We start from the raw sequence: 16,333 nt of genomic DNA, 5'->3' as shown, positions 1-16,333 counted from the left end.
TCATTGAGATCTAACCCGTCGATCGATCACCCGGCACCTGCGACCGCAGCCCTCAGCCGATATCGATGATCCGGGTGAGCCAGCTCGCATATCGCCGCGGTGCGTGCGACCGTGTCGAGTCCCCGCAGGTCGGCGGCACCGTACTCGGTCACCACCCAATGCACATCCGCGCGCCCGGTGGTGACTGGACCGTCCACGCGGTCCACAATGCGGGAGACCGATCCGCGGTTGGCGGTCGACGGCAGCGCCACCACGCCTACCCCTCCCGCAGACATCGCCGCGGCGCGTAGGAAATCGACCTGACCGCCGATCGCGCCGCGCCGTCGGCCGCCGATCACCTCCGCGTTGACCTGGCCGGAAAGGTCGACTTGCAGGGCCGAGTTGACGGCGACGAAGCGAGCGATCCCGCCCGCGACCGCCGGGTCGTGCACGCGCTCGACCGGCCGCACCTCGACGGCCGGGTTGTCACGCAGAAACTCATACAGCCGGTCGGTGCCCACGGCGGTGCCGGTAACCACGGCTGGCCCGCCCGGCTCCCAAGCGAGCGCACCCGACTCGGCGAGACCCACGACCCAGTCCCCGACCAGGCCACTGTGCACGCGCAGGTTCCGGTGCCCACGCAGGGCGGTCGCGACCGCCGAGGCCAGGCCGCCGATCCCCAGTTGTACGGTGGCGCTGTCGGGCACCAATTCGGCGACCTGCGCGCCGATTTGCGCGGTCACCGGATCGGGCTCCGGGTCTGGAATCTGGATCAGACAATGGTCTGCGGTCACGGTGGCGGCCAGACGCGAGTGCGGGACCGGCGGCGAGCCGCGCGTGCGGGGTACGGCCGGGTTGACCTCGCCCAGCACGACGCGGGCGACATCAAGCGCACAGGCGAGGTAGTCGACCGTGACGCCCAGGCTGTGGTTGCCGTCAGCATCCGCCGGGGACAGCTGACACAGCACGACGTCGGCACGCAGACGGCCCGACCGGAGCAACTTGGGCAGCGCAGACATATGACAAGTGATCACCTCGAGCGGCATGTCGGCCGCAGCGCCGAGCGCGCCATAGGAGCGCAATCGAAGCCCCGGGGCCGCCAGACGCGGGTTGTAGGTCAGGCCTACGAATCCGACGACCCCACCCAGCCGCTCGGCCTGCTCGGCCAGCGCCGCCGTGAGCGTCAGCGGCTCTCCGGCACCCTGGCCCCACAGAATCGTGTCGCCCGGCCGCACGAAGCGGCTCAGGTCGATGTCGGCCGCGGGCACCGTTGGAACCGGCCAGTGGACGCGCTTACCCTGATCGCCCACGCGGGTTCAGCGCTGCGGCCTTAGTTGCTCGGCCCGCGATCGCAGCGCGTAGCGCATGAACTTCCCCGTGCTGGTCAGCGGGAACGACTCGACCATCTCGACCGCCTCCGGCCACTTCGTCCGGCTAACCCCCTTCTTCTCCAGGAACGCGGTAAGTTCGGCGAGGTCGAGGTGGTCGCCCGGTGAGCTCGGGACGATAAACGCCGCGGGCCGCTGACCGAGCCGTGCATCGGGCATGGCCACCACCGCCGCCTGACTCACCCCCGGGTGCTCGTAAAGCACCTCCTCGACCTCCCGTGGATCGATCTTGTACCCACCCCGGTTGATGAGGTCGTCGCGGCGTGACACGAAATATCCGTAGCCGTCGGCGTCGAAGCGGGCCACATCGGCCGACCGGAACCAGCCGTCGACGGTGAACATCTTGGCCGTCGTCTCCGGCTGGCCGTAGTAGCCGACGATGAAGCTGGGCCCACGCGCCCACAGCTCACCCTCTCCCGGCAACGGCACCTCGCGCTCGGCCTCGCCCGCCTCCACCAGCTCCATCAGCCGCTGCTCCACGCCGCGGATGGCCTTGCCGAAACTTCGGCTGGTGATCGAGATCGGGTCGCCGGGCCGCGTCATGTGGGTCACGCCCGCCTCGGTGTAGCCGTAGAACGCATTTACATCGGCGCCGAGGTCGGCGTTGAGCCGGTTGAGGATGTCGGCCGGGCACGGGGCGCCGGCATAGCAGATCCCGCGCACCGAGCGCACATCACGCTCGCGCAGCTGCGGAAACCGGGCGAGGTCGATCAGCATCGGGGGGGCCCCGAGCAGGTAGCTGGGGCGGTCCCGTTCGAGCAGTTCAACACAGCGGCCCGCGTCCCACGCCGCCAGCAGGGTGAACGCCGCCCCCCGGTGCAGCGCCGAGAGCACACCGATTCCCAGGCCCGTCAGATGGGCGATCGGGGTGACGATGATCCACCGCGCGTCGGCGGGAAACCGCTGTTCGGCCTCGAAGTTCTGGATCCAGAAGAGGTTGTTGGCGTGCGTGTGCAGCTCGGCCTTGGGCCGTCCGGTGGTGCCGGAGGTGAACATGACGAAAAACGGGTCGGCCCCCGTCGGGCGCAGTGCTGCAAGGTCATGTTCGGGGCCTTCGGCGCTGACGAGGTCCTCGAAGCGGATCGTCCCGGCCGCGCTGGCACCGCCGACGGCGATCACGTGCTCCAGTGTGTCGATCCGCTCGCGCATCGCCAGAGCCAGTGGGACGTACTCGCGGCTTCTGAGGCGCTCCGGCACGACAAGCGCCCGCGCCCCCGTGAGACCGAGCACATAGTCGAGCTCATGCTCGTCGTAAGCCATGTGGCAGAACACGGCCAGGAGTCCGGCGCGCGCGCAGGCCAACAACGTCAGGCAAAACTCGCTGGTGTTGGGCAGCTGCATGGCCACCCGGTCGCCCGGGCGCAGACCCAACTCCAGCAGCGACCGCGCCAGCCGACACGTGCGTTGCTCATACTCACCGTAGGTGGTCCGACGCCCGTCCTCGTCGACGATGGCCAGCGCTTCTGGGCGCTCGGCGGCATGCCGCTCGAGGTCGTGCACAAAACTCTGCTCGGTCCAGGCTTCCTCGTCGACATAGCGTTGCAGATCCTCGCGTGTGACCCAGGTGTCCTCGCGCGCGGCGAGCGCATCTAGCCGCGCATTCAGTCGATCGCCCACGTTCTCACTCCTGTGTCTCGTGCTGCTCCGCACGGTGCGGCGCATGTCCTGCGCGGCGGGGGCACCGAAGGCATTGCGAACTTGCTCTTCGGTCGAGAAGACCCGTTCCCGGCGCTGTAGCGTCACCGCATACCACCGGCCGATTTGTTATAAGCATACGGAGGTATAGTACAGGCTTTGTGATCCCTGTCACCTCACCCTGCGGGCGTGCATATCAGACGATTGGCGGGTGCGTGCATGACGGTATCGACGGCTGACGAAGGCGGGGCGATGGGTTCTTCAGACTCTGCTTCCAGCACGGGCAGGCCTTCCCTTGTTTGTTTCGGCGCCGACATCGATCAGTTGCGCGACGCGGCCGTCGCAGCGGAAAAGGCCGGCTTCGAATCGGTGTGGGCCGCGGAGTTCTACGATCGATCCGCCACGATCGCCCTGGCCGCGATGGCCACCGCGACATCGACGATCGAACTCGGCAGCGGCATCGCCTACGGGTTCGGGCGAACGCCGTTGGTGCTCGCCGCTGAGGCGCGCGATCTCGACGCGCTCTCCCGCGGTCGGCTGCTGCTGGGCCTGGGCACCGGCACCACGCGCATGCAGCAGGACTGGCACGGACTTGATGGCCTGCACCCGGCAGCGCGCATCGAGGAACTTGTCGGCCTGTTGCGCAACCTGTGGCGGCTGCACGAGGGCCCGATCGCCCACGACGGGCGCTTCTACCGCCTGCATGTCCAGCCGACCGCCGCGGTGTCGGCGCCGCTGCGCACTGACATCCCGATCTATCTCGCAGGCGTGAACCGGCGCATGGTGCAGGCCGCGGGCGCGGTGGCCGACGGTCTGGTCGGCCACCCCTTGTACACCCGTGATTACGTCGAGCAGGTGGTTCGGCCGATGCTGGCCGAAGGTGCCGCGCGCACCGGCCGGCGGCCGGATGTGCCCATCGCGGGATACCTCATTTGCTCGGTGGACCTCGACGAAGAGCGCGCCCGCGCCCGCGCCGCGGCGCAGATCGCGTTCTACTCGACCGTCAAGACCTACAACCCGATCCTCGAACTCGGCGGGTTCATGCGCGAAGCGGAGGCGATCCGAGCCGCGTGGAAAGAGGGATCGAAGGACGCCATGCTGGCCGCGGTCAGCGACCCGATGATCGACGCGATGGCCGTCGCCGGTACACCCGAACAGGTGCGCCGGCAGGTCGAGCAACGCTGGGCGGGGGTGTACGACCGAACCCTGCTCTACCCGCCGACCTTTGGCGGTGAGCCCGACCTTCGCTTGTTGATCGACAGCTTTGCCCAGTGAGCAGCCGCTGCACGCCTGACTCACAGCAGCGCCCGGCCTGCGCGGGCTGGCACAGGGTGAGGTAGCCGTCAGTTGACCCGCTCGAAGACCGCGGCCAGGCCTTGGCCACCCCCGATGCACATCGTTTCGAGGCCGTAGCGTGCCTGCCGGCGGTGCAGTTCACGCGAGAGCGTGGCGAGCATCCTGACGCCGGTGGCGCCGACCGGGTGGCCGAGCGAGATGCCGGAACCATGCACGTTGGTGCGGGTGAGATCCTCCTCGGTGAACTTCCACTCACGCATCACGGCGAGCGCCTGGGCGGCGAACGCCTCGTTGAGTTCGATCACTTCCATGTCCGCGAGCGTCAGTCCGGCGCGGGCGAGAGCCGCCTCGGTGGCCGGCACCGGGCCGATGCCCATGATCTTGGGGGGAACCCCGGCGACCGCCCAGCTGACCATCCGGACGAGTGGACGAAGGCCGAGTTCGTCGGCCAGCTCGGCGGTGGTTACGAGGCACATCGCAGCGGCGTCGTTCTGGCCGCTTGAGTTGCCCGCGGTCACGGTGGCCTCGGGGTCCGAGGAGACCAGGATCGGCCGGAGTTTCGCCAGTGTTTCGAGCGTGGCGCCCGGGCGCGGATGCTCGTCGGTGTCGATGACGGTGTCACCTTTGCGGCCGGACACTGTGACCGCGACAATCTCTTCGGCGAGGACGCCGGCCTGCTGGGCCGCGACTGCGCGCTGATGGGAGCTGACCGCGAGCCGGTCTTGCTCCTCGCGTGGGATGCGGTATTCGCGTCGGAGGTTCTCGGCGGTCTCCAGCATTCCGCCGGGCACCGGGTGGAACCGGCCGCCGGCTGTGGACCGCGCTCTGACCAACCCGTCGTGCATCCGAACACCGGTGCGCGCGCCGCCCCATCGGATGTCGGTGGAGTAGAACGCCGCGTTGCTCATACTCTCCGTGCCGCCGGCGACGACCAGGTTCTGGGCGCCGGTCAGCACCTGCATCACCGCGTTGATCACGGCCTGCAGGCCCGACCCGCACCGCCGGTCCAGGTGCTGTCCCGGGACGGTGACCGGCAGCCCGGCGTCAAGGGCGATCACCCGGCCTATCGCCGGTGCTTCGCTGTTGGCGTTGCAGTGCCCGAGGATCACGTCGCCGATCCGGTCCGGGTCGATGCCGGTGCGGTCCAGCAGGCCGCGCAGGGCGGTGACTCCCAGGTCGACGGCGGTGAGGTCCTTGAACATGCCGCCGTAGCGGCCGATGGGGGTGCGAACGGGCTCGCAGATGACGACGTCACGCATCGCTCGCGCCTTTCGGGGTGTCGGTTGCCTCGCGGTCACATGAACCTCGGTGCGAGCGCGTTCAGGAGAGGTCATCGCAGGTACAGCCGCACTGTGTCGATCTCCTCGCGTAGCAGGCGGACATCCTCCTGGGTGGGGCGGGCCGTCTCACAGACGTCGGGTGCGACACGGATGTCCCAGCCGGTTGCGGCCTTGACTTCCTGGACCGTGAGCCCCGGATGTACCTCGCTGATGAGCAACTCGCCGAACTTCTCTGGCCGGCGAAGGACCGCCATAGGAGTGATGACGGTCGACACTCCATGACCAGGGGGCACCATCCGCACATCCTCGTCGCGCACGCGCACCGGGCTGGGCGAGGTGCAGAAGTCCAGCCGTTGCGGAAGTGCACCGGGGTCGTGTCGGCGCAGCACGACGATGCACTCTCCGGCGTTGGGCATGATCTCGGTGGCGCCACCGGCTCCGGGCAGCCGCACGCTCGGCTTGTCCCAGTCGCCGATGATGCTGGTGTTGAGGCTGCCCCAGCGGTCTACCTGCGCGGCGCCGAGGAAGCCCACGTCGATGTGGCCGCCCTGCAGCACGTAGCCGAAGAGCGCGTGCATGCTGATCACCGCCTCGGCGCCCGACACCAGAACGGAGTCTGCGATGCCCTCGGCCAGTGCCTCGGGGTGGGCGCCGCAGACGCCGGACTCGTACACGAGCTCGAGGCCGGGGTTGATCGTGCGCCGCGCCAGGTCGACGGCGAGGGTCGGCAGCCCTACACCGGCGAAGACCCGGGTTTTCCCGGCCAATTGGCGGGCAGCGACGGCGGCGAGGAACTCGGTGCTCGACGGGGCAACGGCGGAGGGCGGCGGAGTCGTCATGAGTGCTCCAAGACTGGGCTGGCCCGACCACCGTAGTTGACAGGCTGTGATGGCCGGTCGGCGACGCGGAGGCCCGTCCAGCGTTCCTCTCCGAGCCGCTCGAGGTATGCCTCCCGGTCGGGCACTTCGTAGACCCACTGGGAGAGCCACGCGAGGACTGCCGCGCGGTCACGGCTGATCGGCGTCCACTCGCGGTAGAAGGCGTTGTCGCGGTCGTAGTAGCCCTGGCTATACGACGGGTGCGCGCCACCCGGGCAGTGGGCGACCGCGGTGACGGCGTGCCCGGGGATGACAGTGCGGTTCGGATCCGACCTGATCACCTCGGCGTCGACGATCTCCTCGACGGTGACGATGACGGTGCGCGCGGCGTAGGCGGCCTCCTGCTGGGCGCCTAGGATGCCCCACATCTGAACATTGCCGCAGCGGTCGGCACGCTGGGCATGCACGACCGTGACATCCGGCCGGAGCGGGGGCACGACGTAGACGTCAGGTCCGCCATAGGGATCGCCGACCTTGCGGATCTGAGCGTTGAGCTTCGGCAGGTCACTGCCGGCATAGGACCGCAAGGGAAAGAACGGCAGGCGCGCGGCGCCCGCTTGGTAGCGGCAGACCATTCCGTAGTGGCTGTACTCCTCCACCTCAAGGGGTCTCGGGTCGGCCCGTTCGATGCGCCGGCGCACTTCGTGCAGGGATCCGGCGGAACCGCTTGCGAAAAACGAGGCGACCAGCCGACGCGCGCAGCCGGCCGCGATCAACTGGTCGGCCAACAGATCGGGCGTCATCCGGCAGAGCGTGAGCTCGCGGCGACCTTGGCGGATGATCTCATGGGCCGCCGCGAATGGAATCAGGTGGCCGAAGCCCTCCATGGCGATCACCATGCCGTCGGCCACATGCGCCGCGACCGCCGACGCGAGGTCGGTGACCTTGCTGGTTTCGGCCATGCGGGCTCCCTGAAGAACTCTGGTGGAGGCGAAGCGACTTTCAGCGTCCCTGATGGGAAGGTCAAAACTCCAATACTTCTTGGCTGGTCGATTCATGCACTCACTGGTATCAATCGTTCGCAACAGATATACCGCCCGACGGCAAAACGCCGCAGAATTCCAGCCTCGACCCTCACGTTCGACGACGTCGGGGTTTCTGGCGACAGCCAGCTAAGTGGCGCTGGTCAGGGCCGCCGCAGCCGGTAACCAGTCAGTGCGCTCGGTTTAGCAGGTCGGGCGTGGGCAGCGCCTCTTCCGAGGCACGCAAGACCTCCCGCAACGCCGGGTTCGTGTCGCCCTTTCGCCAGGCGAGCCTGGAGTACGTCGGCGTCCGGCCCTCCTGCAGCGGAACCACGGAAATGCCGTCCTGGATAACGTTGGCGACCGCGACGTCGACGGTGAAGGTGATTCCGACACCCGCCGCCACCAGCGCCATCACGGTCCACGAGTCCGGAGCGGTCTGCACGATGTTCGGCGGGTAGCCGGCGTCGTGGGCCGCGCGGGTAAACGCGTCGCGCAGGCTGGATCCGGGGTCGGCCGGCAGCGCGACGAATGCCTCGTCGCGGCACTCCGCCATGCTCACCAGATTTCGCCCGGCGAGCCGATGCCCCTTCGGGACCACGAGCACGTAGTGCTCCACGGTGACGATCCGGTGCGAGATCGCGGGCGGTTCCACCGACCAGCGCACGATCGCGAGATCGAGACTCCCGTCCATCACCGAACGCAGCCCCTCGGCGGCATACGTCGTGCTCTGCAGGCTCAACTCGATGCCGGGATGGCGCTCGCGAACGAGCCGACCAAGCTGACCGACCAAGAGGTGCGACGACGGGCCGGCGAAGCCCATTCGGACGCACCCGGTCTCACCGCGGCCCGCCGACTGCACGGCGCGACGCGCGGCGCGGCAGCTCTCGAGTGCCTGCCGCGCCGGATCGAGCAGAGCCTCGCCGGCGCTGGTGAGCCGCACGCTGCGGGTCGTGCGCTCAAAGAGGTGGGCCCCCAGGTCGCGCTCCAACTGTTTGATCGTGCGGCTCAATGGGGGCTGGGCGACATGCAGCCGTTCGGCCGCCCGGCCGAAGTGCAGTTCCTCGGCGACCGCGAGGAACGCCTCGAGGTGGTGCAGCTCCACAGCCCGCAACTCTTGCACAAGCGGCAACAGTGCATCCCCGATTGCGTTTTGGACGCGCAAGAGACGGTGTCGCACCGTGGAATCCGAGGAATTGCATTAGTTCTCGACGCCGTCCGAATGTTCGTCCGAAAAGACGTCGTCGCGGCCGAGCACGAGATACGGATCGAATTCCCGACCGGATCCGGGAGAAGGCCGCCGCTATGGGCTATGGGTCTGTTCGGATTCGCCATCCCGGAGGGTACGGCGGGCGCGGGCTCTCGATGTACGAAGAAGATGGAGCTGGGCTGGACCAACCCGGCCTTTCGGTCCATGCGCGGCACCAACAACGGCATCGCCGGACAGGTCCTGGTCAACTACTGCCACGCAGGAACACCGGAACAGGTACCGACCCGGTCTGGCCGGTGGCCTAATCGTCGCGTCCTTCGCACTCACCGAATTAAACCTGGCCGACCGGGCCGTCCAGATCCACGGCGGCATGGGATACATGCACGGGGTACCGGTCGAGCAGTTTAGCGAGACGCCCGGCTGTTTCGCCTCTACGAAGGCACCAGCGAGATCCAGCGCCGCATCATCGCCAACCAGCTCGTGCGAGGGTTCCAATCGTGACGCCCGGGCTCCGGCGCGGGCCGCCCCGGCTCGCCGAGATCCGGTCGCACCGTACTTGACCGGGTCGGATGCATCGTCAGCCACCGCTCGTGGTGGTGAACATGGTGTCGGGGCAGTCGATGTGGAGGGAACGGATCTTGCGGTACAGGGTGGTTCGCCCGATCCCAAGCAGTGCCGCCGCCTTGGAGCGATTGCCGTTGGCTTCCTGGACGGCAGCAAGGATTGCGTCGCGTTCGGCTCTTTCATAGCCGGTCAGCTGACGTTTGTGCGCCGCGTCCCTCAGGCTCAGAGGCAGATTCTCGAGTTGGACAAGCCATCCCGGCCTGGTGGCCGCAACGTCGACCATCGCCTGGCGAAGCTCTTTGATGTTGCCCGGCCACGGGTAGGCCATGAGCGCCTGTCGGGGGGCGGATGCCAAGGTGGTGCCGGGCCGGATTCCTTCCAGGCCGGAGAGGATGGCCTCGGCGATTGCGGGTATCTGCTCCTTCATGTCGCACAGGTTGGGCAGCGTGACAACGGTCGCCGCGCCCTTCACCAATTCGGCGACGTGATCGCTCGCCGCTCGCAGGTCGACGGTGAGCAGCAGTCGACCCTTCCCGCCGCCCGCTGCGGTGGTCAACGCCGTCAGCGCCGTGACCTTGTCGACCGACCCAGGGTCCAGCAGTTCCAGGTGGCGCACGATGACGTGGCCGCCGCTCGACAGCGCATCGGCCGCATCCGCGAGCCACCCGGTGTCGCGCTCGGCGGCGAATGCTGCGACGTCGACCACCCGCGTGGGGCACTGCGGGGTGGTCTCGGCGATTGTTCGGGCCAGGTGGTACTTCCCGGTGCCAGCCCGACCGTCGATCGCGATCGTCCTTGAAACCCGAAGTGCGTACTGCAGCCGCTCATCGATCGCCGGCAAAGGATGCAGGAACCGGCCCGTTTCCGGTGCACGTCGGCGAGCTGCCCGGCTGCTTTTCGAATCTTGACTGAACTCCAGCCGGTAGGCATGACCGGTGGGGTCGCTGAGCCGCTCCGCCACGGCGAGCACGCGTCCGCTGGGCAGGTCGAGTTCGATGGTTCGCGGCTCGCTGCCCCAGGTCTGGTTTGTCACGGCCTCCCACAGCAATGGGTGGTGCTCGGGGGTGACGAACTGAAGACCCGCGGTGTTGGAAACGACCGCTTCCGGGGTCAGTACAACCATCGGCGCCCGGCCCGCTGCGCCCGACTTGGGGTTGAGCGCGGCGAAAAGGGCCCTGTTGCGCCCTCCGTCCAGGTCGGCCATCACCTGTTCGATTTGCCGGGCGGCGTTCACCGCCAGGGTCAGCATCATCGGGTTGGTGGCTTCAACCGAGCAGGTCAGGGCGATCGAGCCGAGGACGCGACCGGCCGGAGCCATGCGGATGGGTGCACCGGCGCAGGTCAGCGGCTCCAGCAGGTCGTTGAAGTGCTCACCTCCGCGGACGAACAGCGGGGCCTTCTCCTCGAGGACCGTACCGATGCCATTGGTTCCCACAGCACACTCGGAGAAGTCGAACCCCTCTGCAGCACACGAGCCGTCGAGCTTCCTTAGCTGCACGTTGCCGGCGGCCCGCCGGGACAGGATCCGACCCTTGTGGTCGCTGAGAAAAACCGCCACACCGAGCCCGTCCAGGTCGGCCTGCAGGCGATCCAGCACGGGATCGGCCGACCGGCACAGCAGCTCGGAACGTCCATGAGCATCGAGATGCTGAAAGGCAATCCGGCCCGTGGGCACGCCCTGGCTCGCCGACCGGCGCCAGCTACGCATGATCGATTCCCGGACTGTGCCCGACACGTCGACGTGGTGCAGCACGCCTTGATCCCGCAGCCGCTCACGGGCCGCTCGCAAGCGGTCCAGCTCGATGCCACTGGAAGGCCTCTCCATCGTTCCTCCGAGGGCTGACGGGACTCACGCAACCACTGTCAGGCGCCCGGTCCGCCGAGAGGAATTCGCCCCGCCAACCCGTTCTCAAGCGAGCCGTGCCGGCGCGTCCGCAAGAGCGCCGGGAACAAGCCTACCGCTGAGGATGGTGATTTCGGGCGGCCTTTCGTCTTGGCCGGGGGTTGGCCAGCTGTGGAAGCCCGGAAACGTGTGGCCGCTGCCGCCCTGTTTCAAATCGGAACAGTCGTTGGTATTGCGCCGCTCACACACTGTAACTCAGTTGTCCACATCACAATCCCCGGGCAACTGTGATCCGAAAGGCAACGCTCGTGACCGTCTCCGCCGAAGCCGGCTTTCTCGAGGCGCTCTACCGGGACTGGACCAGCCGCATGGCCGCCGACCCGCAAATGTCCATTGGGATGCTGCGCAGCATGTTCGACGAGTGGCACCAGCCGACTAAGGAGCCCGAGGCCGTGACGTACCGGTCGGACATCGTCGCCGGTGTCGAGGGTATCTGGGCACTCCCGCTCGGCGCGGACACGTCGAGGGTCGTCCTGTACACCCACGGTGGCGGCTTCGCCGTCGGATCCGCGGCCAGCCACCGCAAGCTCGCCGCACACCTCGCCAAAGCGCTCGGGACGACAGCGTTCGTCATCGATTACCGGCGAGCGCCCGAGCATCCCTTCCCCGCGCAGATCGAGGACGTCACCGCGGTGTATCGCGCGCTGCTGGACCGAGGCTTCGCGCCCGGCAGCATCATCACCGCCGGCGACTCCGCCGGCGGCAACCTGGCCGTCGCCACCGTACTGAAGCTCCGCGACGACGGCTCGCCGCTGCCCGGAGCGGTGATCGCCCTCTCGCCATGGCTTGACATGGAGCTCGCCGGCGAAAGCTTGACCACCAACGCGGACAGCGATGGCCTGGTCAGTCGGCAGATCCTCGAGGGGATGTCGGCGATGTTCCTCGGCGAGACCGGCAAGCCCGATGATCCGCACGCCAACCCGCTGTACGCCGACTACACCGGTTTCCCGCGGCTGTACATCAGCGCCGGCTCGGCGGAAACGCTGCTGGATGACGCAACCCGGCTCGCCGACCGGGCCTCGGCGGCGGGCGCCGAGGTGACGCTCTCGGTCGTCGACTGCATGCAGCACGTGTTTCCCTGCCTCGCCGGGCGCGCCCCGGAGGCCGACGCGGAAATCGCCCGGATCTGCAGCTGGTACCGCCGCTGACCCTCCCGGCGGACGAACTCGGACAGACGAACTCGGGCACGAAGAGAACAGAGGACCGACTGATATGAGCACTCACCACGATGCGATCGTTATCGGCGCGGGCTTCGGCGGGATGTATGCCCTGAAGAAGCTGCGGGACGAGCACGGCTTGAACGTGCGACTGTTCGACAAGGCCGGCGGCATAGGCGGTACCTGGTACTGGAACCGTTACCCGGGCGCACTCTCGGACACCGAGTCGTTCGTTTACTGCTACTCCTGCGACAAGGACTTGCTGAAAGAGTGGGACTTCGACACCCGCTACGTCACCCAGCCGCAAATCCTGCGCTACCTCGAGCACGTGGCCGACCGCTGGAACCTGCGGCCCGATATTCAGCTCAACACCGGGGTCGTCGCGGCGCACTTCCACGAGAATGACAACCTCTGGCACGTCAGGACCGACACCGGCGAACTGCACACCGCGAAGTACCTCGTCACCGCGGTGGGGCTGCTGTCGGCCACGAACCTCCCCGACCTCAAGGGCATCGACACCTTCCAAGGCGTCCACGTGCACACCGGCCAGTGGCCGGCCGACCTCGAGCTGGCCGGCAAACGGGTCGGTGTGATCGGGAACGGATCCACCGGAGTCCAGGTCATCACCGCGATCGCTCCCGAGGTCGACCATCTGACCGTGTTCCAGCGCTCGGCCCAGTTCACCGTCCCCGTGGGCAACGGGCCGGTCTCTCGGGAGTACGTCGCAGACGTCAAGGAGAACTACGAAGCCATCTGGGAGCAGGTGCGCAACTCGGTCGTCGCCTTCGGCTTCGAGGAGAGCACCACCACCTACGAGTCCGTGTCGTCGTCGGAGGCGCTGGCGATCTTCGAGCGAGCGTGGGAAAAGGGCGGCGGCTTCCGGTTCATGTTCGAGACCTTCGCCGACATCGCCACCAGCGAGGTCGCGAACAAGGCCGCACAGGACTTCATCAAGGGCAAGATCGCCGAGATCGTCACGGACCCCGAGACGGCCCGCAAGCTGATGCCGAAGGACCTCTATGCCAAGCGGCCGCTGTGCGATGGCGGGTACTACGCAACCTTCAACCGTGACAACGTCGAACTCGTGGACGTCAAGGAGAATCCGATCACGGAGATCACGCCTGCCGGCGTCAGGACCGCCGACGGGGTGGAGCACGAGATCGACATCCTGATCTTCGCCACCGGGTTCGATGCGGTCGACGGCAATTACAAGCGCTTCGACCTGCGAGGCCGCAATGGCCTCACGATGGCGGACTACTGGAAGGACGGACCGTCCAGCTATCTCGGGGCGGCGGTCGCGAACTTCCCGAACATGTTCATGGTGCTCGGGCCCAACGGCCCCTTCACCAACCTGCCGCCGTCGATCGAGACACAGGTGGAGTGGTCCACCGACCTGATCGAGCACGTGGAGCAGACCGGTTACTCCGCCGTGGAGCCGACTGCCGACGCCGAGCAGGACTGGACCGCCACCTGCCGCGAGATCGCCGACGCGACGCTGTTCCCGAAGGCACAGTCGTGGATCTTCGGCGCCAACATTCCCGGCAAGAAGAACACGGTCTACTTCTACCTCGCCGGTCTGGGTGCCTACCGCAACGTGCTCTCGGAATGCAAGGACGCCGGCTACAAGGGCTTTCAGTTCAGCTGAGCGGGCCGCAGCGCGCAGGCCGTAATCCGGCCACCCGCGCCGAAGCTCGTTGACTCCCATCGAAAGGAACGTTCTGGTGTCTCGCACGGTCACCGTCAACTTTCCCGGCACCGCACGCCAACACACCATCCCGACCGGACTACACGTCGACGGTGAATGGATCGACCTCGGCGACACCTTCGACGTGGTCGACCCCGCGACGGGGGAACCATTCGCATCCGTCTCAGACGCGACAAACGCTCACACGCGAGCTGCCCTCGACGCCGCCCACGCCGCGCAGGCCGCGTGGGCCGACGTGGCACCGAGGGTGCGCGGCGACCTCATGCATGGCATCCACCAGCTGCTCTCGGAACGCGCGGAGGCCTTTATCGACCTCATGGTGCTTGAGGCGGGGAAGCCACGATCCGAGGCCGCAGGCGAGATGGCGCTGACGCTCGATTTCGTCAAGTGGCTGGCGGAGCAGGCGGCTCACGTGCATGGCTCCTTCGCCCGAGGTTCGCGCGGCAATTTCCGGATCATCGCCACGATGCAACCCGTCGGTCCCAGCCTGCTCGTATCGCCGTGGAATTTTCCCGTCCTCGTCCCGGGTCGCAAGGCCGTCGCTGCGCTTGCCGCGGGATGCACGGCAATCATGAAACCCGCGGAGCAGACGCCGCTGAGCTCGGCACTGCTGATGCAGGCCGTCATCGACGCGGGCATTCCCGCAGGCGTGTTGAATCTGGTCCATACCTCTCGTCCGGGGGAGCTGTCTACGGAACTTATGCACGACCGGCGGCTGCGCAAGGTCAGCTTCACCGGCTCGGTCGCCGTCGGCTCGTTGATGATGCGCCAGGCAGCGCGCAATGTCGTGAGTGTTCAACTCGAACTCGGAGGAAACGGCCCGTTCATCGTCCTCGACGACGCCGACGTCGAGCATGCCGTCGCAGCAGCCGTCGCCGCGAAATTCCGCAACGCGGGGCAGGCCTGTGTCGCCGCGAACAGGATCATCCTGCAGCAGGGTATCGCCGCGGAGTTCACCGAGTTGTTCGTCGATGAGGTGCGCAATCTGGTCGTCGGACCGGGGTACCGGCCGGGGGTCGACGTCGGGCCGATGATCTCCGAAACACAGCGGCAAGCGATCACCGGCATAGTCCAAAGTGTCGTCGGCGCGCAGGCCGATGTGCTTGTGGGCGGTAAGCCGGTGGGCGGCGACGGCTACTTCTTCGAGCCGACAGTCCTGGCGATGCGGGACAAGGCTCCCGAGTTTTCCGGTCAGGAACTCTTCGCCCCGGTGGCGCCCCTGTTCGTCGTCGACTCGATCGATGAGGCCGTCTCCTTCGCAAACGATACGCAGTACGGACTTGCGGGCTATCTGTTCACTCGAGACATTTCGCGCGCGGTGTCCATCAGCGAGCGCCTCGACGTCGGCATGGTCGGCGTGAACCGTGGCCTGATGGCCGACCCGGCTGCGCCGTTCGGGGGGGTCAAGAGCTCGGGTCTCGGTCGCGAGGGCGGTCACCACGCGCTCGAAGACTTCATGGAGACGAAGTACATCGCCCTCACCACGGATTGAAACCGCCGGCACGCCCGGCCAGCGCCGCAACAACTGGCCGACAACCACTATCGGAAAGAGAGACGCAGAAATGACGAACCGCCTCGAAGGCAAGGTTGCGCTCATCACCGGAGCCGCGCGCGGACAAGGTGCAGCGGAGGCCCGGCTGTTTGCCGCCGAAGGTGCCTCCGTCGTCATCACCGACGTTCGTGACGACGCGCTGGTGTCCCTCGAAAAGGAACTTCTGGACTCGGGGGCTACGGTGTCAGCCACCCGGCTCGACGTTGCCGACGAGGCGGATTGGGACCGCGCGGTCCAACACGCGACTGCCGTGTTCGGTGAACTGAACGTATTGGTCAACAACGCCGGGATCCTGGACATGGCCGGTGTTGAGCAGACCTCGCTGGAGGTGTGGAACCGGATTGTCGCCGTGAACCAGACCGGGGTTTGGCTGGGCATGAAGTCCGCCATTCCTTCCATGCGCAGGGCCGGCGGGGGCTCGATCGTCAATGTCTCTTCGATCTACGGCCTGATCGGCAGTGGTGCGGCCGCGGCCTACCAGGCGACCAAGGGTGCGGTGCGCCTGCTCACCAAGACCGCGGCGATTCAGTACGCACCCGAGGGCATTCGGGTGAACTCGCTTCATCCCGGCGTGATCGACACGGGAATGGTGGATGAAGAGGTCCCGGCCGAGTCTCGACCGGCGCTGATCGCCGCCACACCGCTGGGGCGGATGGGAAGACCCGAGGAAATCGCCAGTGGCGCGCTGTTTCTCGCATCGGACGAGTCGTCGTTCATGACCGGTTCAGAGCTCGTCCTGGACGGGGGATACACCGCCCAATAGCCAATGGGAGGCCCCGGGCGGATACTTCGCGTCTGCTGGCGATGCTGAGGTGCAGGCTGCT

13 protein-coding genes are annotated in these 16,333 nt (G+C 67.3%); 6 read left to right on the top strand and 7 right to left on the bottom strand.

Annotated elements, in window-relative coordinates; genetic code table 11:
• Positions 1-26: 26 nt before the first annotated feature.
• Together AC5Y5O_RS26320 and AC5Y5O_RS26315 are read right to left on the bottom strand one after the other, a co-directional pair.
• A complete protein-coding gene (locus tag AC5Y5O_RS26320) occupies positions 27-1,247 on the bottom strand; it encodes an acetyl-CoA hydrolase/transferase family protein (RefSeq protein ID WP_095785388.1) in 1,221 nt (406 codons plus the stop codon).
• A 48-nt stretch (positions 1,248-1,295) separates the two neighbouring features.
• Positions 1,296-2,984 (bottom strand): class I adenylate-forming enzyme family protein, encoded by a 1,689-nt coding sequence (locus tag AC5Y5O_RS26315; RefSeq protein ID WP_158230625.1) that lies wholly within the window; start codon positions 2,982-2,984, stop codon positions 1,296-1,298.
• A gap of 270 nt (positions 2,985-3,254) precedes the next feature.
• Between AC5Y5O_RS26315 and AC5Y5O_RS26310 the strand changes: the two genes are divergently transcribed.
• On the top strand, positions 3,255-4,277 hold the full coding sequence (locus AC5Y5O_RS26310; protein WP_179299266.1) for an LLM class flavin-dependent oxidoreductase: 1,023 nt from the start codon (positions 3,255-3,257) through the stop codon (positions 4,275-4,277).
• 68 nt (positions 4,278-4,345) lie between these two features.
• Here the strand turns inward: AC5Y5O_RS26310 and AC5Y5O_RS26305 are convergent, their stop codons facing one another.
• The 4 genes from AC5Y5O_RS26305 to AC5Y5O_RS26290 all read right to left on the bottom strand — a co-directional run bounded on the left by AC5Y5O_RS26305 (position 4,346) and on the right by AC5Y5O_RS26290 (position 8,523).
• Positions 4,346-5,557 carry an acetyl-CoA C-acetyltransferase gene (locus tag AC5Y5O_RS26305; RefSeq protein ID WP_095785391.1) on the bottom strand — a complete coding sequence of 404 codons (1,212 nt, stop codon included), beginning with the start codon at positions 5,555-5,557 and terminating at the stop codon, positions 4,346-4,348.
• A gap of 71 nt (positions 5,558-5,628) precedes the next feature.
• On the bottom strand, positions 5,629-6,417 hold the full coding sequence (locus tag AC5Y5O_RS26300) for a CoA-transferase subunit beta (protein WP_095785392.1): 789 nt from the start codon (positions 6,415-6,417) through the stop codon (positions 5,629-5,631).
• A complete protein-coding gene (locus tag AC5Y5O_RS26295; protein ID WP_095785393.1) occupies positions 6,414-7,358 on the bottom strand; it encodes a CoA transferase subunit A in 945 nt (314 codons plus the stop codon). Before AC5Y5O_RS26295 ends, AC5Y5O_RS26300 begins: the two co-directional genes overlap by 4 nt.
• Before the next feature lie 250 nt (positions 7,359-7,608).
• On the bottom strand, positions 7,609-8,523 hold the full coding sequence (locus AC5Y5O_RS26290; protein ID WP_095785394.1) for a LysR family transcriptional regulator: 915 nt from the start codon (positions 8,521-8,523) through the stop codon (positions 7,609-7,611).
• Positions 8,524-9,048: 525 nt separating this feature from the next.
• Here AC5Y5O_RS26290 and AC5Y5O_RS26285 point away from each other — a divergent pair.
• Positions 9,049-9,129 (top strand): hypothetical protein, encoded by an 81-nt coding sequence (locus tag AC5Y5O_RS26285; RefSeq protein ID WP_142305035.1) that lies wholly within the window; start codon positions 9,049-9,051, stop codon positions 9,127-9,129.
• Between the two features lie 76 nt (positions 9,130-9,205).
• On the opposite strand, the gene AC5Y5O_RS26280 is transcribed toward AC5Y5O_RS26285, so the two are convergent.
• Positions 9,206-11,017: a sigma-54-dependent Fis family transcriptional regulator gene (locus tag AC5Y5O_RS26280; protein ID WP_095785396.1), complete on the bottom strand. Its 1,812-nt coding sequence runs from the start codon at positions 11,015-11,017 to the stop codon at positions 9,206-9,208.
• 326 nt (positions 11,018-11,343) lie between these two features.
• Here AC5Y5O_RS26280 and AC5Y5O_RS26275 point away from each other — a divergent pair, with 326 nt between their 5' ends.
• The 4 genes from AC5Y5O_RS26275 to AC5Y5O_RS26260 all read left to right on the top strand — a co-directional run bounded on the left by AC5Y5O_RS26275 (position 11,344) and on the right by AC5Y5O_RS26260 (position 16,272).
• Entirely contained in the window at positions 11,344-12,243 is a 900-nt protein-coding gene (locus AC5Y5O_RS26275; protein ID WP_095785397.1) for an alpha/beta hydrolase, read from the top strand.
• 64 nt (positions 12,244-12,307) lie between these two features.
• On the top strand, positions 12,308-13,897 hold the full coding sequence (locus tag AC5Y5O_RS26270; protein WP_095785398.1) for a flavin-containing monooxygenase: 1,590 nt from the start codon (positions 12,308-12,310) through the stop codon (positions 13,895-13,897).
• 76 nt (positions 13,898-13,973) lie between these two features.
• Complete coding sequence (locus AC5Y5O_RS26265; protein ID WP_232530506.1) at positions 13,974-15,449, top strand: NAD-dependent succinate-semialdehyde dehydrogenase; 1,476 nt, start codon at positions 13,974-13,976, stop codon at positions 15,447-15,449.
• Between the two features lie 70 nt (positions 15,450-15,519).
• Entirely contained in the window at positions 15,520-16,272 is a 753-nt protein-coding gene (locus tag AC5Y5O_RS26260; RefSeq protein ID WP_095785399.1) for a glucose 1-dehydrogenase, read from the top strand.
• Positions 16,273-16,333: the final 61 nt, after the last annotated feature.

The sequence above is a fragment of the Mycobacterium sp. NGS40 genome, assembly GCF_059812735.1.
Note: the sequence above shows the minus strand (reverse complement) of the source record. Positions and strands in the feature narration are given on the sequence as shown.

Excerpts from the sequence above, each read along its gene's own strand:
- AC5Y5O_RS26300 (WP_095785392.1), bottom strand. The coding sequence starts at position 6,417 with ATGACGACTCCGCCGCCCTCCGCCGTTGCCCCGTCGAGCACCGAGTTC.
- AC5Y5O_RS26280 (WP_095785396.1), bottom strand. The coding sequence starts at position 11,017 with ATGGAGAGGCCTTCCAGTGGCATCGAGCTGGACCGCTTGCGAGCGGCC.
- AC5Y5O_RS26270 (WP_095785398.1), top strand. The coding sequence starts at position 12,308 with ATGAGCACTCACCACGATGCGATCGTTATCGGCGCGGGCTTCGGCGGG.
- AC5Y5O_RS26295 (WP_095785393.1), bottom strand. The coding sequence starts at position 7,358 with ATGGCCGAAACCAGCAAGGTCACCGACCTCGCGTCGGCGGTCGCGGCG.
- AC5Y5O_RS26310 (WP_179299266.1), top strand. The coding sequence starts at position 3,255 with ATGGGTTCTTCAGACTCTGCTTCCAGCACGGGCAGGCCTTCCCTTGTT.
- AC5Y5O_RS26260 (WP_095785399.1), top strand. The coding sequence starts at position 15,520 with ATGACGAACCGCCTCGAAGGCAAGGTTGCGCTCATCACCGGAGCCGCG.
- AC5Y5O_RS26305 (WP_095785391.1), bottom strand. The coding sequence starts at position 5,557 with ATGCGTGACGTCGTCATCTGCGAGCCCGTTCGCACCCCCATCGGCCGC.